The 24,799-nt window shown below is 68.8% G+C and carries 21 protein-coding genes and 1 pseudogene; 10 read left to right on the top strand and 12 right to left on the bottom strand.

The features are described from left to right. Window positions 1-19 precede the first annotated feature (19 nt). Window positions 20-961: a methylenetetrahydrofolate reductase gene (locus NI2_RS29300; RefSeq protein ID WP_067497554.1), complete on the bottom strand. Its 942-nt coding sequence runs from the start codon at window positions 959-961 to the stop codon at window positions 20-22. Window positions 962-1,335: 374 nt separating this feature from the next. On the opposite strand from NI2_RS29300, the gene NI2_RS29295 reads away from it, so the two are divergent. The 4 genes from NI2_RS29295 (at window position 1,336) to NI2_RS29280 (ending at window position 6,890) form a co-directional block, all read left to right on the top strand. Next, window positions 1,336-2,490 carry a polyprenyl synthetase family protein gene (locus NI2_RS29295; protein WP_084476952.1) on the top strand — a complete coding sequence of 385 codons (1,155 nt, stop codon included), beginning with the start codon at window positions 1,336-1,338 and terminating at the stop codon, window positions 2,488-2,490. A 19-nt stretch (window positions 2,491-2,509) separates the two neighbouring features. Beyond that, on the top strand, window positions 2,510-4,084 hold the full coding sequence (gene crtI, locus NI2_RS29290) for a phytoene desaturase family protein (protein WP_243750117.1): 1,575 nt from the start codon (window positions 2,510-2,512) through the stop codon (window positions 4,082-4,084). Between the two features lie 101 nt (window positions 4,085-4,185). After that, complete coding sequence (locus NI2_RS29285) at window positions 4,186-5,847, top strand: alpha-(1->6)-mannopyranosyltransferase A (protein ID WP_067497420.1); 1,662 nt, start codon at window positions 4,186-4,188, stop codon at window positions 5,845-5,847. Further along, window positions 5,844-6,890 carry a phytoene/squalene synthase family protein gene (locus tag NI2_RS29280; RefSeq protein ID WP_067497417.1) on the top strand — a complete coding sequence of 349 codons (1,047 nt, stop codon included), beginning with the start codon at window positions 5,844-5,846 and terminating at the stop codon, window positions 6,888-6,890. Before NI2_RS29285 ends, NI2_RS29280 begins: the two co-directional genes overlap by 4 nt. Before the next feature lie 77 nt (window positions 6,891-6,967). Here the strand turns inward: NI2_RS29280 and NI2_RS29275 are convergent, their stop codons facing one another. Continuing rightward, entirely contained in the window at window positions 6,968-7,336 is a 369-nt protein-coding gene (locus tag NI2_RS29275; RefSeq protein ID WP_067497548.1) for an Rv2175c family DNA-binding protein, read from the bottom strand. A gap of 127 nt (window positions 7,337-7,463) precedes the next feature. On the opposite strand from NI2_RS29275, the gene pknB reads away from it, so the two are divergent. Further along, window positions 7,464-9,383, top strand: a complete 1,920-nt coding sequence (pknB, locus tag NI2_RS29270) for a Stk1 family PASTA domain-containing Ser/Thr kinase (RefSeq protein ID WP_067497545.1) — start codon at window positions 7,464-7,466, stop codon at window positions 9,381-9,383. 98 nt (window positions 9,384-9,481) lie between these two features. Here the strand turns inward: pknB and NI2_RS29265 are convergent, their stop codons facing one another. Further along, the gene (locus tag NI2_RS29265) at window positions 9,482-10,867 is read right to left on the bottom strand and encodes a class II 3-deoxy-7-phosphoheptulonate synthase (RefSeq protein ID WP_067497414.1); all 1,386 of its coding nucleotides are present in this window, start codon (window positions 10,865-10,867) and stop codon (window positions 9,482-9,484) included. A 194-nt stretch (window positions 10,868-11,061) separates the two neighbouring features. Between NI2_RS29265 and NI2_RS29260 the strand changes: the two genes are divergently transcribed. Next, a complete protein-coding gene (locus NI2_RS29260) occupies window positions 11,062-11,559 on the top strand; it encodes a polyadenylate-specific 3'-exoribonuclease AS (RefSeq protein WP_067497411.1) in 498 nt (165 codons plus the stop codon). Between the two features lie 54 nt (window positions 11,560-11,613). Here the strand turns inward: NI2_RS29260 and qcrB are convergent, their stop codons facing one another. Genes qcrB through ctaE form a run of 4 tightly spaced genes read right to left on the bottom strand, consistent with a single transcriptional unit; the run spans window position 11,614 to window position 15,949 of the window. Then, window positions 11,614-13,245, bottom strand: a complete 1,632-nt coding sequence (gene qcrB / locus NI2_RS29255; RefSeq protein WP_067497408.1) for a cytochrome bc1 complex cytochrome b subunit — start codon at window positions 13,243-13,245, stop codon at window positions 11,614-11,616. Continuing rightward, a complete protein-coding gene (gene qcrA, locus NI2_RS29250; RefSeq protein ID WP_067497406.1) occupies window positions 13,242-14,381 on the bottom strand; it encodes a cytochrome bc1 complex Rieske iron-sulfur subunit in 1,140 nt (379 codons plus the stop codon). The genes qcrB and qcrA overlap by 4 nt, the downstream gene beginning before the upstream one ends. 40 nt (window positions 14,382-14,421) lie before the next feature. Continuing rightward, window positions 14,422-15,279, bottom strand: a complete 858-nt coding sequence (gene qcrC, locus NI2_RS29245; RefSeq protein ID WP_084476949.1) for a cytochrome bc1 complex diheme cytochrome c subunit — start codon at window positions 15,277-15,279, stop codon at window positions 14,422-14,424. Window positions 15,280-15,337: 58 nt separating this feature from the next. After that, window positions 15,338-15,949 (bottom strand): aa3-type cytochrome oxidase subunit III, encoded by a 612-nt coding sequence (gene ctaE / locus NI2_RS29240; protein WP_067497399.1) that lies wholly within the window; start codon window positions 15,947-15,949, stop codon window positions 15,338-15,340. 180 nt (window positions 15,950-16,129) lie between these two features. Between ctaE and NI2_RS29235 the strand changes: the two genes are divergently transcribed. Then, window positions 16,130-16,549 carry a hypothetical protein gene (locus NI2_RS29235; protein ID WP_067497396.1) on the top strand — a complete coding sequence of 140 codons (420 nt, stop codon included), beginning with the start codon at window positions 16,130-16,132 and terminating at the stop codon, window positions 16,547-16,549. Between the two features lie 79 nt (window positions 16,550-16,628). After that, complete coding sequence (gene trpD, locus NI2_RS29230; RefSeq protein ID WP_067497393.1) at window positions 16,629-17,690, top strand: anthranilate phosphoribosyltransferase; 1,062 nt, start codon at window positions 16,629-16,631, stop codon at window positions 17,688-17,690. 5 nt (window positions 17,691-17,695) lie between these two features. On the opposite strand, the gene NI2_RS29225 is transcribed toward trpD, so the two are convergent. From NI2_RS29225 to NI2_RS29205, 5 genes are all read right to left on the bottom strand, one after another. Beyond that, entirely contained in the window at window positions 17,696-17,971 is a 276-nt protein-coding gene (locus tag NI2_RS29225; protein ID WP_067497390.1) for an Lrp/AsnC family transcriptional regulator, read from the bottom strand. Window positions 17,972-17,975: 4 nt separating this feature from the next. After that, window positions 17,976-18,515: a phosphoribosylanthranilate isomerase gene (trpF, locus tag NI2_RS29220; protein WP_481850187.1), complete on the bottom strand. Its 540-nt coding sequence runs from the start codon at window positions 18,513-18,515 to the stop codon at window positions 17,976-17,978. A gap of 107 nt (window positions 18,516-18,622) precedes the next feature. Beyond that, window positions 18,623-20,488, bottom strand: a complete 1,866-nt coding sequence (locus tag NI2_RS29215; protein WP_371852022.1) for a DEDD exonuclease domain-containing protein — start codon at window positions 20,486-20,488, stop codon at window positions 18,623-18,625. A 132-nt stretch (window positions 20,489-20,620) separates the two neighbouring features. Beyond that, entirely contained in the window at window positions 20,621-21,631 is a 1,011-nt protein-coding gene (locus NI2_RS29210; RefSeq protein ID WP_067497381.1) for a tetratricopeptide repeat protein, read from the bottom strand. A 10-nt stretch (window positions 21,632-21,641) separates the two neighbouring features. After that, window positions 21,642-22,871, bottom strand: coding sequence for an ATP-binding protein (locus NI2_RS29205; protein ID WP_067497542.1), 1,230 nt, complete (start codon window positions 22,869-22,871; stop codon window positions 21,642-21,644). Between the two features lie 661 nt (window positions 22,872-23,532). Between NI2_RS29205 and NI2_RS29200 the strand changes: the two genes are divergently transcribed. Continuing rightward, window positions 23,533-24,102, top strand: coding sequence for a C40 family peptidase (locus NI2_RS29200; protein WP_067497378.1), 570 nt, complete (start codon window positions 23,533-23,535; stop codon window positions 24,100-24,102). Window positions 24,103-24,321: 219 nt separating this feature from the next. Next, window positions 24,322-24,799 (top strand): annotated as a pseudogene (locus NI2_RS29195) (protein p60 precursor); the annotation flags it as partial.

The raw sequence follows: 24,799 nt of genomic DNA, 5'->3' as shown, positions 1-24,799 counted from the left end.
CGCTCCGTCCAGCTGCCGGTCAGGCGCTGAGGGGGGCGGCGGTGACGCCGTAGCCGAGGTTGGCGAGGACCTCGCTGGTGGCCTTGGCGAAGTTGAGGGTGATGAAGTGCAGGCAGGGGGCGTCTTCGTCGATGAGGCGCTGGGCCATCTCGGTGGCGATCTGGATGCCTTCGGCGCGCACGGCGGCGCGGTCCTCCTCGGGGCCCGTGCCCGCGGCGCGGGTGAGGCGGGCGACGATGTCGGCGGGCACCGGGCGGCCGGACAGCTCCTCGGCGCGCGCGACGGTGCGCAGCGAGGTGATGGGCATCAGTTCGGGGACGATCGGCTTGGCGCCCTCGACGGGGTCCATGGCGATCACGCGGTCGCGCAGGCGCAGGTAGTGCTCGACGTCGAAGAACATCTGCGTGATCGAATACTCCGCGCCCGCACGCAGTTTCGCGCACAGGTGGCGGGTGTCGTGGTCCAGGTCGGGTGAGCGGTGGTGGCCCTGCGGGAACGACGCGACACCCACGTGGAAGTCGCCGAGATCGCGGACGATGCGCACGAGTTCCTCGGCGTACTCGACCCCCTCGGGGTGCTTGCGCCACTCACCCAGCGGGTCGCCGGGCGGGTCGCCGCGCAGCACGAGGACGTTGCAGATGCCGGAGTCGGCGTAGGAACCCACCAGCGAACGCAGTTCGGCGATGCTGTGGCCGACGGCGGTCAGGTGGGCGACCGGCAGCAGGGTGGTCTCCTGCGCCAGGGCGCCGGTGATGCGGACCGTGCGGTCGCGGGTGGAGCCGCCCGCGCCGTAGGTCATCGACACGAAGGCGGGGTGCATGCGTTCGAACTCGCGTACCGCGCGCCACAGTCTGGCCTCACCGGCCGCGTCGCGGGGCGGGTTGAACTCGACCGAGAACGGCACGCCCGTGCCCGAATGCGTGCGCAAACTCTGCACCACCGAGGGCGTGTTCGAGACGATCGACTGCTGCTTGGCGGGCCGATCGGGGGTCGAACGTCCCCGTCCACTGTCGAAAGTCACCGGCTCAGTCTAGTGGGACGTTCCGGGCCTACGGCGCCGACCGGGGAACTCCGATACCGGTCACGGCACGTCCCCGCCGGGCACAACCCCGCAGGCCGCAGCACCCGCCGAGGGGAAATCCCCTGTTCGGAGCGGAGAATGTCAAGCCGGGTGGACACATGGACCGAGGAGCCCCGGACCCGAGGAAACGCCGGGTGTGGGATCGGTCGCAGCGGCCCTGTGCGCCCGCTGACGCTCCGCGCGGCCCGCGTATCGTCGAGACGACGCTGTGCACGCACCGCAAGGGTGCGTCATCGGATCCTGACGCTCGCCATTTGGAGGCCGCCCTGTCCGCCGGAATCGGTACCCCGCTCTCCCGGTCCGCCGCCGACGTGCTCACCTCGGTCGACCTAGTCGCGCTCACCCCCGGCACTCCGGCCTTCGTCGCGGCGGTCGAGCAGGTGCTCACGGAGTTCTTCGCGAGCCGCCGCGAGATCGTCGAACCCCTCGGTCCGGTGTTCGTCGACGCGGCCGAGGCGCTGGAACAGTTCGTGGTGCGCGGCGGTAAACGCACGAGGCCGGGCTTCGCCTGGACCGGCTGGCTGGGCGCCGGTGGCGACCCGTCCACCCCCGAGGCGGCCTCGGTACTCACCGCGTGTGCCGCACTGGAACTGGTGCAGGCCTGCGCGCTGGTGCACGACGACATCATCGACTCCTCCCGTACCCGGCGTGGCTTCCCGACGGTGCACATCGACTTCACCGATCGGCACCGCACGGCCGGTTGGTCCGGTGACGGTGAGGCATACGGGTCGGCGGTCGCCATTCTGATCGGCGATCTGGCGCTGGCCTGGGCCGACGACCTGGTGAACGCGGCCGGACTCGACACCGCGTCCTTCGCCCGGTTCGCCCCGGTATGGGCGCGCATGCGCACCGAAGTGCTCGGCGGGCAACTACTCGACATCAACGGCGAGGCCGGCGGCGACGAGTCGGTCGAGGCCGCGCTGCGCATCAACCGCTACAAGACCGCCGCCTACACCATCGAACGGCCGCTGCATCTGGGTGCCGCACTGGCCGGCGCCGACGACGCGCTGGTCGCGGCCCTGCGCACCTATGGAACCGATGTGGGTATCGCGTTCCAGCTGCGCGACGACCTGCTCGGGGTGTTCGGCGATCCGGCCGTCACCGGCAAACCGTCGGGCGACGATCTGCGCGAGGGCAAGCGCACCGTGCTCATCGCCGAGGCGCTGCGCCGGGCCGACCCGGAGTCGGCCGCGCTGATCCGCACCGGGCTCGGCACCGACCTCGACGACGAGGCCGTCGACCGGTTACGCGCGGTACTGATCGACCTGGGCGCCGTCGACGACGTGGAGCGCCGCATCACCGAACTCACCGAGACGGGTCTGGCCGCGATCGCGCACAGCGCCGCCACCCCCGCCGCCAAGCATCTGTTGCACGATATGGCGTTGGCCGCCACTCGCCGTACCGCCTGAGGACGTTGTGAAAACTGTTGTGGGACAAACGAATCATGTCGTCGTCGTGGGAGCCGGGCTGGCCGGGCTCGGCGCCGCGCTGCACCTGCGGGGTGCCGGGCTCGAGGTGACCGTGCTCGAGCGCGCCGATCACCCCGGCGGCCGGGTGGGCCGTTACCGCTTCGCCGACTACGAGATCGACAGCGGCGCAACGGTGCTCACGCTGCCCGAGACGATCGATAACGCCCTCGCCGCGGTCGGGCAGACCCGGGAGGACGTCGGGCTGCGCATCCATCGCCTGGCTCCGGCCTATCACGCGCGTTTCGCCGACGGCAGCGACATCCGGGTCTTCGACGACGCCGAACAGATGGCGGCCGAGGTGACCCGCGCGTGCGGTCCCCGCGAGGCACGTGGCTATCGGCGGCTGCGCGATTGGCTCGGCCGGATGTACGAGGCCGAGTTCGACGAATTCATGAACGCCGATTTCGATTCGCCTCTCGACATGGTCCGCACACCGGCCGCCCGGTCGGCGCTGGCCCGGGTGGTGCGCCTCGGCGGGCTCGGCAAACTCGGGCCGCGGGTGCGCTCGTACCTCCGCGACGAGCGGCTGACCAGGCTTTTCACCTTCCAGGCGCTCTATGCCGGAACGGCGCCGGACCAGGCCCTCGCCGTTTACGGCGCCATCCCGAACATGGACACCTGCCTCGGGGTGTACTTCCCCGAAGGCGGAATGCGGGCCGTCACCACTGCGCTGGCCGAGGCCTTCACGGCCGCGGGCGGGCGCCTCGAGCTCGGCACCGAGGTCACCGGCATCGAGTACGCGACCCGCAAGGGCACCGCGTCACCCGGTGCCCGCCACGCCGAGGCCGTCCGCACGGTCGACGGGCGAAACGTCGCCTGCGACGCGGTGGTCATCACCGCCGACCTGGGCTCGATCCGCCGCTTCGGGCTGCGCAACCGGCGTGGACTGCGGGCCTCGCCGTCGGCCGTCGTCGCGCACGGCACCGTGCCCGCCGAGGTTGCCGCGCGGTGGCCGGTGCAGGCCCATCACACGATCGAGTTCGGGGCCGCCTGGGAGCAGACCTTCCGCGAGATCGCCGCGGGCAAGGGCCGGGGCAAACTGATGAGCGACCCGTCGCTGCTGCTCACCCGCCCCGCGCTCACCGACGCGGGCCAGTTCGTCGACCGCGCCGACGGCCGCTGGGAGCCGCTCTCGCTGCTCGCGCCGTGCCCCAACCTGACCTCCGCGCCGCTGGACTGGGACCGCATCGGCCCGGCCTACCTGCGTGAACTGCTCGCGACGCTCGAGCAGCGCGGCTACACCGGCATCGGTGAGTACTTCCGCGTCGATCACCTCGACACACCGGCGACCTGGGCGGCCCAGGGCATGATCGCGGGCACACCGTTCTCGGTGGCGCACCTTTTCCGGCAGACCGGACCGCTGCGTCCACGCAACCTGCCAAGGGGCGTAGACAATGTCGTTCTCGCAGGTTGCGGTACTACTCCGGGGGTCGGTGTGCCCACCACGCTGTTGTCGGGCGAACTGGCGGCGGCGCGAATCACCGGCAGCCGGGCGCACACCGGCAGCGACCACCGGGTTAGTGTTCGGAACTGAAGCCGTAAACTGACGGCCGACTTATCAGCTCGCGGTTGCGACCGCCGACCATCCGGGGGGACCGACCGAAGATGCCGCCCCCCGAGACGACCGTAGGCCCCATGGACACCACGCGCACCCTCGAACCGCAGCGCCATCTGCCCGCCGGGACCGATCCCGGCGTCCGGTCGCGGCTGCGCACTGTCGGCGATTTCGCCCGGAGCCCCGAAGGTCACGCGGCCTTCATGGGATTCTTCGGCGCCATCATGATCACCTTCGGCGGTTTCGGTGCGGGCGCCGTCCGCAAACGCGATCCGCTGCTCGAGGCGCTGCACCTGTCGTGGCTGCGATTCGGCCACGGCTACGCCCTGTCGATGATCGTCATCTGGGCCGGTGTGCTGCTGATGATCACCGCGTGGGTGCGCCTGGGCCGCACCCTCATCGGCAACGGTGAACCGAAGGTCACGCTCAACGAGCTGCGGGTGATCGTCGGAATCTGGATCACCCCACTGCTTTTCGCGGCCCCGATGTTCAGCCGCGACGCCTACTCCTATCTCGCCCAGGGTGCGCTCCTGCGCGACGGTTTCGACCCCTACCAGGTGGGTCCCGTCGCCAATCCCGGTGTGCTGCTGGACAATGTGAGCCCCGTGTGGACCACCACCACCGCGCCGTACGGGCCGGTGTTCCTGCTGATGGGCCGCGCGATCACCACGCTCACCGGTGACAATGTGATCGCCGGGACCATCGCGTTGCGCTTCGTCATGCTGCCCGGCCTGGCGCTGATGGTGTGGGCGGTGCCCTATCTGACCAAGCATCTCGGCGGCAAACCGACCGTGGCGCTGTGGCTGGCGGTACTCAATCCGCTGGTGCTCGTGCACCTCATCGGCGGCGTGCACAACGAGATGCTGATGGTCGGGCTGATGTGCGCGGGTATCGCGCTCGTGCTCGAGCGTCATCATGTGGCGGGCATCGTCGTGGTCGCTATCGGCGTCGCGATCAAGGCGACCGCAGGCGTGGCGTTGCCGTTCCTGGTGTGGATCTGGATCCTGCACGAGAAGGAACGGCGGGCGGCCGAACGCCGGGCTCGCGCCGACTCCGATGCCGGTCTCGCCGAGGAACTGAAGCATCCCGACGCGGCCCGGCCCTCGGCCGACATGCCGCACCCGCTGCTCGTGTTCACCAAGATCGCCGGCATCGGCATCGGCGTCTTCGCACTGGTCTTCGGTGCGGCATCGGTGATCGCCGGGGTCGGCTTCGGCTGGGTGACCGCGTTGCAGGGGTCGAACAAGATCATCAACTGGCTGTCGCTGCCGACGATCCTCGCGCACATGGTCACCTGGGTGACGCCGTGGTCGCTGGATTCGGTCCTGTCCGTCACCCGCGAACTGTGCAAGGTCGCCCTGGTGGTCCTGCTCGTGGCGACCTGGTGGCGCTTCCGCCACAGCGAGCGTGAGGCTGTGATGGGCATCATCGTCGCGTTCGTGGCGATCGTGCTGCTCTCCCCCGCCGCCCTGCCCTGGTACTACTCGTGGCCGCTTGCGCTGGCCGCCGGTTTCGCGCTGTCGACGGTGACCCTGCAGTGGCTGGTCGGTATCTGCACCTGGCTGATGCTGGTGTTCCAGCCGGACGGCTCGATCGGCCTCTACAACTTCTGGCACGTGGCGCTGGCGACCTTCGCCGCCGTGGTGGCCGCCGTGTCGCTGCGCCACGTCGACCCGCTGCACCTGCGTTCGGCGAGTTCCCGCGCGATAGCCAAGGAACACGCACCGCCCGTCGCGGCATGAGTGTGCCCACCGCGCTGGACGACGCCTACGCGACCTGTCGCCGCATCGCCGCCGAGCACGGACGCACCTATTTCCTCGCCACGGCCTTGCTGAGCCCGGAGCGGCGCCGGGCCGTGCACGCGCTGTACGCGTTCGCGCGGATGGTGGACGACATCGTCGATCACGCCGACGACCCCGCGTGGATCCTTGACCCGGCCGACCGGCCGCGAGCCCTCCCGTCGAGCGTCGCCCCGGGCGCACACGATCCTGATCGCCGCCTCGCCCACGACAGCGACGGCATCTCCCCCGCTCAGCACCTCGATCTGGTCGAGAAGCAGCTCCGGCTGGCCATCGAGCAGGGCGACCTCGACACCGCCGACGTGCGGCGCCGCCAGATCATCACCGCGACGGCCGACACCATCGCCCGCTACGACATCGCGCACGACCACATCTGGACGTTCCTCGATGCCATGCGCATGGACGTCCCCGGCACGACCGTGCACCGCAGGCGCTACGCGAGCATGGCCGAGTTGGCCGAGTACATGCGTGGGTCGGCCGCCGCCATCGGCCTGCAGTTGCTGCCGGTGCTGGGCACCGTGGTCCCGGTGGCCGACGCCGAACCCGCTGCCGCCGCGTTGGGCGAGGCGTTCCAGGTCACGAACTTCCTGCGTGATGTGGCCGAAGACCTCGATCGCGACCGCATCTACCTGCCCGCCGACGAACTGGCCGCGTTCGGTGTCGACGAGACGCGACTGCGCGCGTGCCGGACGGCCGGGCGAACCGATCAACCGACGCGACGCGCCCTGGCCCATCTGATCGCCGTCAACCGCGACATCTACCGCCGCGCGGTCCCCGGCATCGACCTGCTGGCTCCCCGGGTCCGTCCGGCGATCCGAACCGCCGCCGTGCTCTACGCCGATATCCTCGACCAGATCGAAGCAGCCGACTACCAGGTCTTCGCCACCCGCGCGACGGTCCCGAACCACCGCCGAATTTTGGTCGCCGCCAAGGGTTTCGCCACTCAGCGCCGCGACCGGCCGGGGCTCGACTCCCGCGAGAGGTAACCCACCCCCACGCCGGGCAAGGGCGCACTGGCCATCCGGTCCGCCGGGCGCGTCCGCTCAGCCTGTTCGGCAGGTCCTCAGAAAGGTTCGGCGGCGGCGCGGCGGACGACCTCGCGGGCCAGCGGGCCGTGCAGGGCGTCGACCGGGCGGCCGGGCAGAGAGTCGTCCTCGGTGTAGATCCAGCGGAGGATGTCCTCGTCGCTGTACTTGCCGTCGCGCATCACCGTGATCAGGCCGGGCAGCATGCGGACGATCTCGTCGTTGTCGTCGAAGAAGCGGGACGGAATGCCGACGACACCGCCCCGGCGCACCGCGATGAGCTGGTGATCGCGCAGCATCTGGTGCACCGCGGTCACCGGGACGCCGAGTATGTCGGCGGCCTCGGGCAGGGAGACGAGGGTTTCGGTGTCGGGCAGCACGTCGTCGCTGCAGGGAAAGGCACTCACCCGCACAACGGTAGTACGTGACGCGGCGCATCCATCGGCGGGCATGCCGTCGCACCCGGTTACGATCGTGGGGGCCGCACCACCGTGGCCAGTTTGTCGTACGCCGGAGGAACCTGTGATCGGCCAGATGCTGGAAGGGCGCTATCGTATCGACGCGCCGATCGCGCGCGGCGGAATGTCGATGGTGTTCCGCGGAACCGACACCCGGCTCGACCGTCCCGTCGCCATCAAGGTGATGGACCCCAAGTTCGCGAGCGACCCACAGTTCCTGAGCCGCTTCGAGTTCGAGGCGCGCGCGGTGGCCAAACTCAAGCACCCGTCGCTCGTCGCGGTGTACGACCAGGGTGTCGACGGCGAATACCCCTTCCTCATCATGGAATTGGTCGAGGGCGGCACCCTGCGTGAGCTGCTGCGCGAACGCGGCCCGATGCCGCCGCACGCCGTGCGGGCCGTCGCCGAACCGGTGCTGCGCGCCATCGGCACCGCGCACGACGCCGGCTTGGTGCACCGCGACATCAAGCCGGAGAACGTGCTGATCTCCGACGCGGGCGAGGTGAAGATCGCCGACTTCGGCCTGGTCCGCGCCGTGGCCGCCGCCAACACCACCTCCGCCAGCGTGATCCTCGGCACCGCCGCTTATCTGTCGCCGGAGCAGGTCACCACCGGCACCGCCGACGCGCGCTCGGACGTGTACTCCTTCGGCATCCTGATCTTCGAACTGCTCACCGGCCGCGTGCCGTTCACCGGCGACAATTCGCTGTCGGTGGCGTACCAGCGCGTGGAGAACGACGTACCGGCGCCGAGTCAGTTCATCGACGGTGTGCCCGCCGAATTCGACGCCCTCGTCGCCGAGGCCACCTCCCGCGACCCCGCGAAGCGCTTCGCCGACGCCAACCAGATGGCGGCCAACCTGCAGGCCGTCGCGATGACCTTGAACCTGCCGCCGTATCGCGTTCCGGCACCCCGTGATTCGGCCGAGCATCTCAGCGAGGCCTTTCGCGCACCCGTGGCCGCGGCGAATCCCGTTGGTGTCCCACATGAACCCGCACCGCCGCGTCCGATCGCCCAACCGCAGCACACCCGGGTGGTCACCGCGCAACGGCCCCGACTCGACGAGCACGCCGATCCGCCCGCGCCCCTGCACAATCCGTTCGTCCCGGCCGAGACCCATACCCGCCGCACCGGCCTGGTGTGGGTGGGTATCGTCACCGCGCTGACGCTGCTGGTCGGCATCGGCGGCTGGTGGCTCGGCGTCGGTCGCTACACGGCGGTGCCGCCGATCGCGGGCATGGACAGCGAGCGGGCCGTTGCCGTGCTGGAACAGGCCGGATTCGAGACGGTACTGCGGCAGAAGGCGTCCGACACGATCCCGGTGGGCGGCGTGGTCGGCACCGATCCGTCGGCGGGCTCACGAGTCACCAAGAGTTCCACCATCGCCGTGCTGATCTCCAACGGCAAGCCGCGCGTCCCCGAGGACATCAAGCCCGGCGACCAGATCAGTGCCGTGAACGCCGCCATCCGCGACATGGGCCTGCAACCCATCGACAGCGGCGAAGCGGCCAGCACCGCCCCGAAGGGCTCACTGGCCAGGGTCGAGCCCGCCCCCGGCACCGTGCTGCCGATGGGCGCGCAGGTGAAGGTGTACCGCAGCAAGGGCTCCCAGCCGGTGAACGTGCCCGACGTGCGCGGCAAGACCACCGAGGAAGCCACCCAGGCGCTCACCAAGGCCGGACTCACCGTCCGTGAGGTGAAGGTGCAGTTCGACAAGAGCATCGAGGCCGACAAGGCCATCGGCACCGACCCCGCCGTCGGCACCACCCTGCAGTCCGGCGACAGCGTCACCCTGCTCGTCTCCAACGCGATCAAGGTCCCCAACGTGATGGGTCAGAACGTCGGCAACGCCCGCGCCAAACTCCAGCAACTAGGCCTGCGGGTAGAGGTCAAATCCCTCACCGACTCCGACAGCTCCCTGGTGATCGGCCAGGTCCCCGGCATCAACACGAACGTGGAGGCGGGCAGCGTCGTATCGCTGACCGCCCTACCTTGAAGAGATCGCGCCCCGGAAAAGGACGACAAGCCCGACAAGGACGACAAGGAAAAGCCCGGCCGCGGCGGTAACCGCTGACCGGGCTCTACCGAACCGGCTCAGCGCAGCATCTCCGCCACCAGAAACGACAGTTCCAGCGACTGCTGAGTGTTGAGCCGGGGATCGCAGGCAGTCTCGTACCGCCCACCGAGATCCAGATCGGAGATGTCCTGCGCACCACCCAGGCATTCGGTGACGTTCTCACCGGTCAGCTCGATATGCATGCCGCCAGGATGAGTGCCGAGCGCGTGGTGGACCTCGAAGAACCCCTGCACCTCGTCGACGATCCGATCGAAGTGACGGGTCTTGAACCCGGTGGACGACTCGTGGGTGTTGCCGTGCATCGGGTCGCACTGCCAGATCACCTGGTGGCCGGTGGCCTGCACCTTCTCGATGATCGGCGGCAGCACATCGCGCACCTTGCCGTTGCCCATGCGCGCCACCAGGGTGAGCCGGCCGGGTTCGTTGTTCGGGTCGAGCCGCTCGACGTATTCCACCGCCTGGTCGGGGGTGGTGGTCGGGCCGATCTTGAGGCCGATGGGGTTGGCCAGCAACTCGGCGAAGGCGATGTGGGCACCGTCGAGCTGACGGGTGCGCTCACCGATCCACAGGAAGTGCGCCGAGAGGTCGTAGAGCAGCGGTTCACCCGTCTCGCTCTCGCTGAGGCGGAGCATCGCGCGCTCGTAGTCGAGGACGAGCGCCTCGTGCGAGGCGTAGATGCGGGCGGTCTTGAGGCTCGGGTCGTTGACCTGACAGGCAGCCATGAACCGCAGACCCTTGTCGATCTCCTCGGCCAGGGTCTCGTAGCGCGCACCCGCGGGCGACTGGGCGACGAAGTCACGGTTCCAGTCGTGCAGGCGGTGCAGGTCGGCGGTGCCCGCGCTGGTGAGGGCACGGACCAGGTTCATCGCGGCGCTCGCGTTGGCGTAGGCCCGGACCAGGCGTGACGGGTCGTGGCGGCGCAGCTGCTCGTCGGCGACCAGGGAGTTGACCATGTCGCCCCGGTAGGACTTCAGGCCGAGCGCGTCGATGTCGGCAGAGCGCGGCTTGGCGTATTGACCGGCGATGCGGGCCACCTTCACCACCGGCATGCTCGCGCCGTAGGTGAGCACGACAGCCATCTGCAGCAGGGTGCGGATATTGCCCCTGATGTGGGGTTCGGTGTTGTCGGCGAAGGTTTCCGCGCAGTCACCGCCCTGCATCAGGAAGGCCTCGCCGCGCGCCACCTGCGCCAGCTGCGCCTTGAGGTCCTCGACCTCGGCGGGCAGGCAGATCGGCGGCACGCTCTCGAGCACGGTGCGCATCGTGGTGGCCTCGTCGGCGTCCCAGGACGGCTGCTGCAGGGCGGGGCGAGCCAGAGCGGCGTCCAGTCGCCTGCGCAGATCGTCAGGCAGCGGCGGCAGTTCCGGCAGGCGGTCAATCGGTACGTCGACGGTCCAGGTCACCAGATCAGAATACGGACTCACCGAAGCCGGCGAATATCCGGCGTACCTGCGACGGGCCGACGGGACCCCCGGCAGCGACCCCTGCGCACCACGCGCGAAGTGCCCGCATAGGGTTTCACTCAATTCATCGTGGGTCCGCCTGCCTCGTCGCGCCGGACGGGACGGGCGCCCACCGGCACGAAGAGGCGATCTCCCTGCGATATTTCTACGATTCGGAATTCGTCGAGGACGGCGTGACGATCGATCTGATCTCGATCGGTGTCGTCTGCGAGGACGGGCGCGAGTACTACGCCGTCTCCACCGAATTCGACGCCGGACGGGCCGGGCCGTGGGTGCGCCGCAATGTGCTGCCGAAGCTGCCGTCGGCCGGTTCGCCGCTGTATCGCACCCGGGCCCAGATCCGCGACGACCTGTTCAAGTTCTTCCTGCCCCGGCCCGGTGTGTATCCGGAGCTGTGGGCCTGGGTCGGCGCCTACGACCACGTGGCGCTGTGCCAGCTGTGGGGCGACATGACCGCCCTGCCCAAGAACATGCCCCGCTACACCAACGAACTGCGCCAGCACTGGGTGGCCCACGGCAGCCCCGAACTGCCGCCCATCCCCGACGACGCGCACGACGCGCTGGCCGACGCCCGCCACAACCTGGCCAAGTTCGAGGCCATCGAATCCCACCGCCGCACGCCGCGCCTCTGAATACGACGAAGGCCCCGAGTCGAAACCGACTCGGGGCCTTCGTTGTTCGCGGAATCAGTGACCGCTGTGGTCACCGTTGCCGGTGCGAGCCTGGTGCTCGGCGAGGGCGCCGAGCATCTTGTGCTCCTCGGCCTCCTCGATCTCGGCCCAGGCCTGACCCTCGGCGCGCGGGTCGGGGCGAAGGAAGCTGCCCGTACCCGGCTTGCCCGCCGAACCGAGGCGGTTCATCTTCTTGGGCACCGGGGCACCCTGGTACTCCAGCGGGATGGCGTGGCCGTGTGCGTCGACCCCACCCAGCGGCTGATGCACCTCGATGTACTCACCGTGCGGCAGACGCTTGATCACACCGGTCTCGATGCCGTGCTCGAGCACCGCACGGTCGCTGCGCTGCAGGCCGATGCAGAACCGGTAGGTGATGAAGTATGCCAGCGGCGGCAGCAGCAGCAGGCCGATACGACCGATCCAGGTGGTCGCGTTCAGCGAGATGTCGAACTTCAGCGCGATGATGTCGTTGACGCACGACAGCGTGAGCACCACATAGAACGCGATGGCCATCGCACCGATCGCCGTGCGCACCGGTACGTCGCGCGGACGCTGCAGCAGGTTGTGATGCGCGCTGGTGTCACCCGTGAGGCGCTTCTCGATCCACGGGTAGGCGATCAGCAGCGTGAACACCAGGCCCATGACCAGCGCGACCCAGAACGCCGCCGGGATCGTGTACCGACCGAGGTAGAGCTCCCAGGCAGGCATCAGACGCGCCATACCGTCGGTCCACATCATGTAGAAGTCGGGCTGCGACCCCGCCGACACCTGCGACGGGTTGTACGGACCGAGATTCCACACCGGGTTGATCTGCAGGACACCGCCCATGATGCCGACGATGCCGAGGGTGAAGGCGAAGAACGCGCCCTGGTCGGCGGCGAACACCGGGACGATGCGTGCACCGACCACGTTCGTCTCCGTGCGGGCCGGGCCGGGGAACTGGGTGTGCTTCTGGTACCAGACCAGCGCCACGTGGGCACCGATCAGCGCCAGGATGATGCCGGGCAGCAGCAGCACGTGCGCGATGTAGAGACGCGGGATGATGATGTCGCCGGGGAAGTCGCCGCCGAACATCAGCCAGTGCAGCCAGGTACCGACCACCGGGACACCGATGGTGATGCCGGAGAACGCGGCACGAAGACCGGTGCCCGAGAGCAGGTCGTCGGGCAGCGAGTAACCGAAGAAGCCTTCGAACATCGCCAGGATCAGCAGCAGCGAGCCGATCACCCAGTTCGCCTCACGCGGCTTGCGGAACGCGCCGGTGAAGAAGATGCGGAACAGGTGGATGATGATCGACGCCGCGAACAGCAGTGCCGCCCAGTGGTGGATCTGGCGGACGAACAGACCACCGCGCACCTCGAAGGAGATGTTCAGCGTCGTCTCGTAGGCCCGCGACATGCCGACGCCGCGCAGCGGCTGGTAGGCGCCGTCGTACACGACGTGCGCCATCGACGGGTCGAAGTACAGCGTCAGGTAGATACCCGACAGCAGCAGGATGATGAACGCGTACAGCGCGATCTCACCGAGCAGGAACGACCAATGGGTCGGGAAGACCTTGTTGATCGACCGCTTCACGAACGCCGCGGCGCGATACCGCTCGTCCATCTCGTTGACCTGGTTGGCGGCCATAGTTCCAGCACTCATGAACGACGCTCCCAGAAGGCCGGGCCGAGCGGCTCGATGAAGTCGCCCGCGGCGACCAGGAAGCCCTCGGAGTTGACGGTGATCGGCAGCTGAGGCAGCGCGCGAGCGGCCGGACCGAAGACCGGCTTACCCCACTCGGTCGCCGAGAACTGCGACTGGTGGCACGGGCACAGGATCCGGTTGGTCTGCTGCTCGAACAGCGAGGTCGGGCAGCCGAGGTGGGTGCAGATCTTCGAGTAGGCGAAGTAGTCGCCGTAGTTGAAGCTCTCCTGGCCCTTGCGCTTGATCGCCTTCTCGGCGTCCTCGGTGCGCAGACGGATCAGCATGACGGAGTTACGGATGCCGCGCAGCGACTGCAGGGTGGCGTGCGAATCGCCGCGCCACTTCTCTTTCCAGGGGAAGACGGTTTCCATCGCGCCCGCGTCGAGATCCTCCGGGCGCACCAGGACGATGTCGTCGGGGCGGCCGGTGTCGCGGCGGATGTAGACGGTCTCGCCGGGGTAGTCCGGGGTCCAGCCCGATACCCACAGCGGCGACTTGTCCTTCTTCGCCCACGGGTTCTTGATCATGCCGCCGATGAACACCATCGCGGCACCCAGGCCGAGCACACCGACGCCGGCACCGGCGGTGCCGAGCATCATCTTGCGGCGACCGAGGGTGGAGGTCTCGAGCGCGTCCTGCAGCTCGGCGGCCAGGGTACGACGCTCGACCTCGTCGGACGGGCCGTCGTGGCGCTGCTGGATGGAGATCTCGGCGGGGATGAACCGCTTACGGATCAGCACCACGGCGATACCGATGACCAGCACCGAGATGCCGAAGGTCAGACCGATGAGCGGGGTGAACAGCGAGTAGGCCTCGTGGCCCTCGTCGCCCTTGCCCTTCCACTCCCACGGCCAGAACAGGAAGACACCGATCAGCGCGGCGGCCGCGAGACCGGAGATGGCGAACCAGAACGTGACGGCACGCTCGGCGCGCTTCTCGGCCCGGGTGCCTGGCACCGGCCAGCGCTCGCTGCGGTACACGACCTCGACGTCGTCTCGCGCGGTACCGAGTTCGACGAGCTCGTCACGCGACATCGCGTCCAGTTCGTCTTCGGTGGGTTCGCGACCCATGTCGCTTCGCTCCTGTCCACTCATGACTGTGTCCTATCCGACGCGCCGAGCGCGGCCTGCCCGATCACGTGCGGGAACCGATCCACATGGCCGCACCGACGGTGGCGGTGATGCCGATGACCCAGATGGCGAGACCTTCGGTCGCCGGACCGAAACCGCCGAGATCCCAGCCGCCGGGCGACTTCTCCTCGGCGGAGTTCTTGACGTAGGCGACGATGTCGCGCTTCTCTTCCGGCGTCAGCTGCCGGTCGGAGAACTTGGGCATGTTCTGCGGACCGGTGAGCATCGCGTCGTAGATCTGCTGCTCGTTGGCCGGCTCGAGCGGCGGAGCGAACTTACCGCCCGAAAGCGCGCCTCCACGACCGGTGAAGTTGTGGCAGGACGCGCAGTTCATGCGGAAGAGCTCCGAACCGCGGCCGATGTCGTCGCCGCGCAGCGATTCCTGGGCGATCTCGCCGTTGGCGTCGCGGATCACCGAGGGGCCACCGCCGTTGGCGGCGACGTAGGCGCCGAGCGCGTCGGTCTGATGCGCGTCGAACTTCTCCGGCTTGCGCATGGCCTGGGCCTCGTTGCGCACCATCGGCATACGGCCGGAGGAGACCTGGAAGTAGACCGCGGCCTCACCGACACCGATCAGGCTCGGCCCGCGATCGGGCACACCCTGCAGGTTCGCACCGTGGCAGGTGATGCACGAGGTCTCGTAGAGCTGCTTGCCCTCACGGATCAGCGCGGACTGGTCCTCGTTCGCGGTGGCGATCTGCGGCTCGGGGGTGAGCGCGCTCGCCAGGAAGCCGGCTCCGACGAGGCCGACCATCAGCGCGAGCGCACCCGCGATACGACGGCGGGCGCGACGCTGCTTGCGCGTCTTGGCAGCCTGACCGGCGCCTGCGGGCTCGGGGGCCGACGGGGGAGATGAACTCATCTGTAGTCCCTTTGGAGTAGACGGAACCGACTTGTGCAAAAGCTTGTGTGCCCGCGGGCTAGCTGACGAAGTAGATCGTGGCGAACAGCCCGATCCAGACGATGTCGACGAAATGCCAGTAGTAGGACACCACGATGGCGGCGGTGGCCTGAGCGGGGGTGAACTTGCTCAGCGTGGTGCGGATGAGCAGGAACACGAACGCGATCAGACCGCCGATCACGTGCAGACCGTGGAAGCCGGTGGTGATGTAGAAGACCGAGCCGTAGGAGCTGCCCGCGATGGTCGTGCCCTCGTGCGCCAGGTGGTAGTACTCGTACGCCTGACCGGCGACGAAGAAGGCACCCATCAGCAGGGTGATCGTGTACCAGCGGCGCAGGCCGAACACATCGCCCTTCTCCGCGGCGAACACGCCCATCTGGCAGGTGAACGACGATGCGATCAGCACGGCCGTCACCGGAACAGCCAACGCGAGGTTCAGCTCGGTGGGCTCCGGGGGCCAGTTGCCGTGCGCTTGCGCGCGCGCAACGAAGTACATGGCGAAGAGGCCGGCGAAGAACATCAGCTCGCTCGACAGCCAGATGATGGTTCCGACGCTGACCATGTTGGGCCGGTTCAGCGAATGCACACGCTGAGTAATGGCCGATCCTGGGGTGCCTACTGCGGTCGTCACGGGGTAAGTATGACTCTTCGTAGTACGACAGCTGTACCCGGGTACGAAAGTTTGTCGCGCGGACCGGAAAACCCACGTACAGAGGGGGTCCGAAGCAACCGTCGGCGTGTTGGCGACTCTTCGCGTGACAACTCATTGTGACAGCGTTGGATGTGGATAGGCTGAGACGAGGAGGCGACGATGGTCGTAGTGCGGATGTGGCGGCGGCTCTTCGGTGGGCAACCCGGTGGGCTCGATCCCACGCGCGAGGATCTGGTCGTCGTCGCGTCGAGCTTCGACGACGCCGAGGCGTCCTCGGTGGCGCTCGACCGGGCTGTCGATCTCGATCGCGGCGCCCAGGCGGTGTTGCGGCACCATCTGCGGCTGCCCGCCGACCGCATCGACGAGGCCTGTGCGATCGCCGGATACGACGGCTACGAGCGCGCGGAGGCGGTGCGCGGGGTCTCCGACGATCTGGTGCCCGTGCTGCTGCAGCGGGTACAGCTGCTCGACCCGCTGACGATCTCGCAGGAACGTTCACGGATGGCGGGCCTGGCGCAACGCCACGACGGGGTCGCCGACGGGTGGGACGCGCTGCAGCCGCCACGTCCGGCCGCCTAAACTTGCCGATCGAGCGCACAGTGGTTGCGCAAGCGCGCAACCTCGTTGCGCCCGTCGTCGAAACGGAGATGCAGAGCAGATGAGCGTGCGCAGTTGGGCCCAGGTGCTCGGGACCCTCGCCGACGGCGGCGATCTGACCGCCGAGGACACCACCTGGGTGATCGATGAGATCTTCACCGACAACGCGACCGCCGCCCAGATCGCGGCCTTCGGCGTCGCCATGAAGATCAAGGGCCCGACCCCCACCGAGCTGGCGGGCATGGTGTCGGGGATGCTCGGACACGCGCGGCTGGTGCACGTGGACGGGGACGCGGTCGACATCGTCGGCACCGGTGGCGATCGATCGGGATCGGTGAACATCTCGACGATGTCGTCGGTGGTCGTCGCGTCGGCGGGGGTGCCGGTGGTCAAGCACGGCAACCGGGCCGCCTCCTCGAAGGCCGGTGGCGCCGACGTGCTCGAGGCGCTCGGGGTGAAGCTGGCGCTCGGCCCGCAGTCGGTGGCGCGGTCGGTGCGGGAGGCGGGCATCGGGTTCTGCTTCGCGCCGCTGTTCCATTCGGGGTTGCGTTTCGCTGGTGCGGCGCGCAAGGAGATCGGCATCCCGACCGTGTTCAATGTGCTCGGCCCGCTGACCAATCCGGCGCAGCCGCGCGCGGGGCTGATCGGGTGCGCGTTCGCGGATCTGGTGCCGGTGATCGCGGGCGTGTTCGCCCAGCGTGGGGCCAGTGCGCTGGTGGTGCGCGGGCGCGACGGGCTCGACGAGATCACCACCTCGGATCTGACCGATGTGTGGGTCGTCAGCGGTGGGCGCGTCGAGCAGACGGTGCTCGACCCGACCGCGCTCGGCATCCCCCGCGTCGATCTCGACGAGTTGCGTGGCGGCGACGCGGCCGAGAACGCGCGGATCGCGCGGGAGGTCTTCGCCGGGACACCGGGGCCGGTGCGGGACGCGGTGCTGCTGAATTCGGCCGCGGCGATCGTCGCCTACGACCTCTCACGTGGTGTGGGCGATGTCGATCTCGACCTGGACGCCGCGCTCTCGGCAGCGATGGAACGCGCCGCCGCCGCGGTGGACAGCGGCGCGTCCGCGAAGTTGCTGCAGACCTGGGCCGAACTCACCCAGGTCCTCGACGACAACTGAAAGCCCTACTCCCCCAGGGAGAATCCGGCTTCCACGTCGGCACTGGAATAGGACTTGAAGGCGATGTGGGTGGTGGTGCGGACCACCCCGTCGACCTTGTCGATGCCCTCGGTGACGACCTCGGCGATGCGCTCGTGATCGCGTACCCGCACGATCGCGATCAGGTCCACATCGCCGGCGCAGGAGTACACCTCGGCGACTCCTGCGGTATCGGCGAGCGCCTGTGCGGTCTCGGGGATGCGAGAGTTCTCGGCCTGGATCAGCACGATCGCGGTAATCATGGGATCAGCCTAGAACTTCGGGCCGCTCGGTGGCCGCTTTGAACCGTCGCATGAGGTCGTAGCTCTTCACACCCGGTGCCGTTTCCAGCGAACTCGACACGTCGACGCCGTAGGGACGGTGGCGGGCGATGACGTCGGCGACATTGTCCGGGTCGAGGCCACCGGCCAGCACCACCCGTCCCGGCTGGGCGCGCACCCAGTCGGGGAACTCCTCGAAGACGCCGCTGCCCGCGCTGGCGTCGTAGAAGAAGTATTCGCTGGTCTGCTCGGGTGCGGGCGAGGTCGAGGAGCAGAAGGCCAGGTTCGGCAGGTCGGCCCACCGGTAGAGCTGGACGACGTCGAAGGCGTCGGCCACCTCGGCGACTTCGGCGTGTTCCAGGGCGACCGCGAAGGTGGTGATGCGACCGCGCGCGTAGTCGGCGAGGGCACGGGCCTGCTCGGGCGTGCGGTACCGCTTGCTCTTGGGCGTGACCATGACGCCGATCGCCGAATAGCCCAGCTCGACCGCCCAGTCGATCTGTTCCTCGGTGGTCAACCCACACACCTTCACGAACACCGCCACCAGTCCTTTCCACCGTGAACGCCACCATCCATGATCCAGGACGGGCCAGGGGTGTGTCGGTCAGGGCGGTGGAACATCGCCGGTCGTGTTCACCGCTCCGCCAGATACTGCTCCTGCTCGGACCGCACTTCCGCCGCCTCCCGGGCCAGCTGCGCCCAGGCGACCCAGCGGGCGGCACCGTGCAGCGGTTCGCAGTACCCGTCGCTGGTCCGGACGATCCTGGCGCCGGGTTTGGCGAGCCAGCGCGCGATCACCCCGACCTCCTCCGGCGGCGCACCGAGGAGTGGAGGTACGTCATCGGAGAACATGAGCGGCCGATCCGCGCTGTGCACGGTTGTCATCGCGGCGTCGGGAACCCCGGGGATCGGCATCGCTTGTCGTCGCAGTGCGCGACCGTTGCTCGTGGCCGCGTCGCCGAGATCGGGCACGACCGTTTCCGCGGCCGCCACGATTTGATCGACGACAGCCATGGGTGGGGTGCCGCGGCGGGCGACGCCCGCGGCGGCGAGGCGGCCGTGGCGGATGACGGAGAATTCCCAGCCGCCCGCGCCGTCGGGAAGGGCGATGATCAGTTCGGCAAGGCGGGCCAGAGCAGCGAGTCGTTGGGTGCGAGCCAGTTTGGTGACCACGGCGGCGGTGCGATCACGCAGGCGGGCAGCCGCCTCGAAATGCTCTGCCGTGGAATAGGTTTCGATGCGGTCGAGCATGGCGCGCAGGAGAGTGTCGGAGCGACCCGTGAGCAGATCGCGAACCGAATGGGCGGCGGGTGCGTAGGCGTCGGCGTCCGAGCCGTCGTCGCTGGCGGCCGGGCATCCGCCGACGATCGCTGGTTGGCATGTGTGTTTCGCGGCGCGGGTGAGCCGGGTGGCACAGGTGCGCAGACCCGCGAATTCGGCGATGGTCAGGCCGACATCTACGGCGTCGGCGCGAGAGTTGAACGGGCCCAGAGCAGTTCGGGCCGGCGTGCGAACGGCGACCAGGCGCGGGAAGGGTTCGTCGGTGAGAGTGAGCCACCAGCCACGCTTGGGGAACTTCGAACGGCGGTTGTAAGGCGGGGCGTGGGCGGCGAGCAGTCGCAGTTCGCGAACACCGGCCTCGAGTCCGTGCGCGCAGACCACGTGGTCGACCCGTTGTGCCAGCGCCACCATCTCTTTCATGCGGCCGCGCGTCTCCGAACCGGTGAAGTAGTTGCGCACGCGGCGGCGCAGATTCACCGCCGTCCCTATATAGAGGACTTCGTCGGACGGGCCGCGGAACAGATACACACCCGGCGCGGCAGGGAGATCGTTGGCGAATGTCCTTTTGGCGCGCTGTGTTCCGGTGACACCGGGCAAATAGTCGAGCAGCTCCGTCAGGCTCTGCACACCCTGGTTACCGACGCGGGCGATCAGCGCGTGCAACACGTCGACCGTGGCGCGGGCATCGTCGAGAGCGCGGTGCGTCGGCGTGGTCGACGCACCGAGGATCTGTGCCAGCACCCCCAGCCGCGCCGACGGCGCCTCGTCGCGAGTGAGCACCCGCCGCGCCAGCTTCACCGTGCACAACACCTGCGGATTCGGCCACGGAATGTCCTGGCGCGCGGCAGCGGCTTTCAGAAAAGCCGTGTCGAACCGGGCATTGTGCGCCACCAGCACCGCCCCCGCCGCGAACTCGAGAAACCCCGGCAACACTGCCTCGATTCGCGGCGCGGCATACACCATGGCCGTGGTGATCCCGGTGATCTGCACGATCGCGGGCGGAATCTCGTACCCCGGATTCACCAGGGTCGCGAACTCCCCCAACACCTCTCCCCCACGCACCTTCACGGCCCCGATCTCGGTGATCGCATCACCGTCGGGGCTGGTCCCGGTGGTCTCCAGGTCGACGACGACGAAAGTGGTGGCATACAACGGCGTATCGAGCTCGTCGAAGGCCAGCTGCCGCGCGGCCGGGAGTACAGGGTCGGGCACGGACAGCAGAGTAAGGAAGGGGTCCGACAGTGTTGGTTGGAGCGCTGGCGCGCTCGAGTCGGCGGCCCCTGCGGTCCCGATGCTGCGCGGCGATCCCTCCGCCTTGCCAGGAGGTTGCCTCGGTGAAGGGTGGGGGGTTCAGCGGGGCACGTGCTGTGGCCAGGCGGGGAGGGGTGGGGTGGGACGAGCCGTCAAGTACCGGCTCCACTCGGGGAAGGTGGGCAGCGGCTGCGGCTTGTAGTAGGTGAGCGGTGGGCGCAGGGTCGTGGTGGGGCGGGTCGAGGCGTCGTCGGTGTCGACTCCCGACACAGCGCGGGCCAGTCCGACGACGAACAAGAAGACGAGTACGGCGATCACGCCTGTGCTCGATCGTCTGACACCGCCGACGCTCGGACCGCCGAGGTACTCGCGGCGCACCGCCGGGTCTCGCAACGACCCGGAAGGATCGGGTACCTGCCGCAGCAGTTCCCGCGCCGTGGGCCCGTGGGCCGGTTCGAGTTCGGCGGCCCGCAACAGCCACCGCTCGGCATCTGCCCGCCTACCCGACCGCGCGGCGTCCGCGCCGAGCAGATACATGGCCTCGGCGTTGTCGGGTTCCAGCCGCAACGCCTGCTCGAGTGCCGCACGGAACGCCGCGGCGCGCTGGGCGTCGGCCTCGGCGCCGTGCCAGAGCACGCGGGCACGCGTGATGTAGAGGAGGGGTTCCTGCGGGTCGAGTTCGATGCCGACGTCGACGGCGGCCAGCGCCGCCTCGCGGTCCCGGGGCGCCAGCACGACCGCGAGTACCCGGTGACACTCGGCCGACCAGGGGTTCAGGTCTACGCAGGTGTACGCCGCGCGCACCGCCTCGTCCTGATGGGCGAGCGCCGCGATCCGATCGGTGTCGGTCAGCCGGTCGAACAATCCGTGTTCACTGAGCGCCAGCAGGACCCACGCGAACAGGTGCTCGGGGTCGTGGCGCAGCGCCGTGCGTGCCGCCGCGCTCGCGGTGGCGAAATCCGCGGACCTCAGCCACGTGTGCGCGACGTGTGCGTGGGCATCGGCGTTGTCGGGCTCGACGGCCAGCAGGGCGGCCAGCTCGGCGCGCGCCGCCTCGAGTCGGTCCAACTCGACCAGTACGACGGCCCGGTCGAGTCGCGGTTCGCTCATCGGTGCCGGTTCAGCGCTTGATGCGCTTCAGGTACCGGGCGAGGTCGTCATAGCTCCCGTCGCCGTTGGCGAATTCGACCACATTGCGGGCGGATTCGAACCAGGCACCGGTACTCGGCCGCACCTGGGCGAGCGCGGCCCGCACATCGGGCATGCCGACGGGACGCACCTCACCCGTGCGCATCGAGTCCGCCATCGCCAGCTGGGTGGCCGAGGTGCAGATGTGGGCGAGGTCGGCGCCGGACAGGCCCTCGGTGTGCGCGGCGAGGGCAGTGAGGTCGATGCCCGCGATCGGACGGTCGCGCAAGTGGTAGTGCAGGATCGACCGGCGCGCGGCCGCGTCCGGCAGGGCGACGAAGATCATCCGGTCGAAGCGGCCCGGCCTGCGCAGCGCCACATCCACGTCCCACGGGTGGTTCGTCGCGCCAAGCACGAACACGCCCTCATTGCTGTGGGTCGCCGAATCCATCTCGGTGAGCAACTGGTTCACCACCGTGCGCATCGCCGAGGAACCGTGCATCTGGCTGCGCTTGTGTCCGAGCGCGTCCACCTCGTCGAGGAACAGCACGCAGGGGGCGTTACGGCGGGCCATCTCGAAGATGCTGTGCACATTGCGCTCACTCGACCCGGTGTAGATGTCGAGGATGTCGGCGATCTCGATCGGGTAGAAGTTGGCGCCGAGTTCCCCCGCCACCGCCGAGGCGATGAAGGTCTTGCCGCAGCCGGGCGGGCCGTAGAGCAGCAGGCCGCCGCGGGCGGAGGTGCCGAACGCCTTGGCGAGCTCGGGATTGCGCAGCGGACCGAGCAGGGTGAGGTCGAGTTGTCGCTTCACCTCGTCCATGCCACCCACATCGGCCAAGCCGAAGCGAGGGCGTTCGAGAGTGGCCGCGTCGTCGTCGGTGACGAACTCGGTGGGGGCATCGACGAAGGCCGGGGCGATGATGTCGCCGACCTGACTCTCGGCGGCCGCCCAGTCGTAGCCGGTCGGCACGGCAGCGGGCGGGGCGGCGGGCGCCGGTCGCGGCGAGCCACCACTCAGTGCGGTACTGCACCGCGTCATCAAGGCGAGGACCTGTGCGTTCCCCGGCTCGTCTCCGAGTGCGACACCACAATGAGCCAGCGCGTCGGCATACCGTTGCCGCTCGATCAGCAGCTCGATGACGCACACACGCAGCGCGAGCACCCCCGGACTGCGGTCGAGCATCGTCAGCATGTCGGTGAGTACCTGGTCGTCGGCCACCTCTCCCCCTTCGAACCGCGAACATTCGACCGTACCGTAACCGCCCCAACGGGTTTCGCTGAATCGGCCGAAGATCGGTCCCACCCACCGGGACCAGGTCCGCGAGCCGGGTGCCCGACCCGATGCCGATCATTCGCCGCGAAGATTTCGCACCGATGCGAACAAAATGACCGCGAGCAAACCCAATTGAGACCGGCATCACAGATATCGCGGTTATGCATTACTGCCGCCGAAACGATCGGATAAGTGACGTTTCCAGATTCCGACCGCGACAGAGGGCGGCGCGCCCGGTGTGTTGACTGGACGTCAACGGGCGGGTCGGCTTGGCGCCACGCTCGCATAACCTGCGACTTCACTGAGAATTCACGGCGTGTCGCACAGACACACCGACCCGACGCCGCACTGGGCAGCAGCCGGCCCGCTCGAGAAATTCGACCTGGCGTTATCTTTTCGTGATTCGGTGTGACTCACGTCGCACGTTCGTTCCGGTCGAATCGACGAATTCCCTTCCAGGACGCATGTCCGACTTTACAAACCACCGTGATTGGTTCGTAACCTTTTCGAGACCTCACGGAGTCCGCCAGGCCGCAACGGCTCGGCGCGAGGAGTCCGCCCCGTCATACGGACGGGACGTCGTGGGGCAGATTGGAAGTACCGCATCATGGCGACCAACACCGTCAAGCGTCAGGCGCAGCGTGCCGTTGCCGCCGGAGCCGTCGGCGCTGCCACCATCGGCGCGTTCCTCCTGCCGGCCGCTCCCGCGTCGGCGACGCCCGTCACCGTGCCCGGCATCGGCACCTTCGAGGTGCCCAACGAGATCCCGATCCCGGCGGGCATCCCCGGCATCGAGGCCCCGGCCGCGCCGCACGTGTTCACCGCACCCACCGCCACCGCCGCCGACATCGCCCTCGATGCCGCGCTGAGCAAGGTCGGCTCCCCCTACGTCTACGGTGCCGCGGGCCCGGACGCCTTCGACTGCTCGGGCCTGGTCCAGTGGGCCTACCGCCAGGCGGGCGTCGAGCTCCCCCGCACCAGCGGTGCCCAGCTCGGCGCGGGCACCCCGGTCGCGCTCGGCGACCTGCGCCCCGGCGACCTGGTGTCGTTCTACGGCGGCGGCCACTCGGGCCTCTACGCCGGTGACGGCAATGTCGTCCACGCCGCCACCTCGGGTTCGCCGGTGCACGTCGCGTCGCTCGACTCGATGCCGTTCGCGGGCGCTCGCCGCTTCTGATCCAGTCGGCACGGTGCGTCGTTCTCGGGGAAGGGCGCACCGTGACCCTTTCGTGCCCCACTGGACACGAACCCTCGCCGTTCCGTAATCTGATCGAGACCTTCGTGGCGGACGAGGAAGTCCGGGTTCAGGTAAGGCGCTTGCATCGTCGGATATCGAGAGAACGGGGCACGGGGCACTGTGAGATCACAACACCGGAGATTTCACGCAGCGCGTGGATTGGCCGGAGCCCTGTCCGCGACCGTCCTGGTCTGCACCGCCGCCGTGGCCGGCCCCTCCGCGGCCGACCCGGTCGCCCTCCCCACCACCGCCGGTGACGCGATCGCCCGCATGGTCGACCTGTCCCGGCAGGCCGAAGCGGTCAACCAGGAATCCCTCACCGCGCAAACCGAACTCGATGCGAAGCTGGCCATCCAGCGTGATGTCGACGCCGAGCTCGCCGCCGCGACGGCCGTCGCCGACGCCGCCCGCGCCGAGGTGCGCAAATTCCAGCCGATGATCGACCGCGCCGCCGTGGCCGCCTACACCGGCGCGCGCACCGACCGCATGTTCGCCGTGCTGTCGAGCAACTCCCCCCAGCAACTGCTGGACAAGATGTCGACGCTCGACGTGCTGTCCCAGCAGACCGCCGACTCGGTCCGCGAATTCAAAAAGGCCGCCGACGCGGCGACCGCCGCCGAGACCACCGCACGCACCG

The sequence above is a fragment of the Nocardia ignorata NBRC 108230 genome, assembly GCF_001612905.1.
Lineage (GTDB): Bacteria > Actinomycetota > Actinomycetes > Mycobacteriales > Mycobacteriaceae > Nocardia > Nocardia ignorata.
Note: the sequence above shows the minus strand (reverse complement) of the source record. Positions and strands in the feature narration are given on the sequence as shown.

What these genes read in the sequence shown, in the direction of transcription:
- NI2_RS29285 (WP_067497420.1), top strand. Translation starts at nt 4,186, where the DNA reads ATGGACACCACGCGCACCCTCGAACCGCAGCGCCATCTGCCCGCCGGG.
- NI2_RS29280 (WP_067497417.1), top strand. Translation starts at nt 5,844, where the DNA reads ATGAGTGTGCCCACCGCGCTGGACGACGCCTACGCGACCTGTCGCCGC.
- pknB (WP_067497545.1), top strand. Translation starts at nt 7,464, where the DNA reads ATGCTGGAAGGGCGCTATCGTATCGACGCGCCGATCGCGCGCGGCGGA.
- qcrB (WP_067497408.1), bottom strand. Translation starts at nt 13,245, where the DNA reads ATGAGTGCTGGAACTATGGCCGCCAACCAGGTCAACGAGATGGACGAG.
- qcrA (WP_067497406.1), bottom strand. Translation starts at nt 14,381, where the DNA reads ATGAGTGGACAGGAGCGAAGCGACATGGGTCGCGAACCCACCGAAGAC.
- qcrC (WP_084476949.1), bottom strand. Translation starts at nt 15,279, where the DNA reads ATGAGTTCATCTCCCCCGTCGGCCCCCGAGCCCGCAGGCGCCGGTCAG.
- NI2_RS29235 (WP_067497396.1), top strand. Translation starts at nt 16,130, where the DNA reads ATGGTCGTAGTGCGGATGTGGCGGCGGCTCTTCGGTGGGCAACCCGGT.
- trpD (WP_067497393.1), top strand. Translation starts at nt 16,629, where the DNA reads ATGAGCGTGCGCAGTTGGGCCCAGGTGCTCGGGACCCTCGCCGACGGC.
- NI2_RS29225 (WP_067497390.1), bottom strand. Translation starts at nt 17,971, where the DNA reads ATGATTACCGCGATCGTGCTGATCCAGGCCGAGAACTCTCGCATCCCC.
- NI2_RS29210 (WP_067497381.1), bottom strand. Translation starts at nt 21,631, where the DNA reads ATGAGCGAACCGCGACTCGACCGGGCCGTCGTACTGGTCGAGTTGGAC.
- NI2_RS29200 (WP_067497378.1), top strand. Translation starts at nt 23,533, where the DNA reads ATGGCGACCAACACCGTCAAGCGTCAGGCGCAGCGTGCCGTTGCCGCC.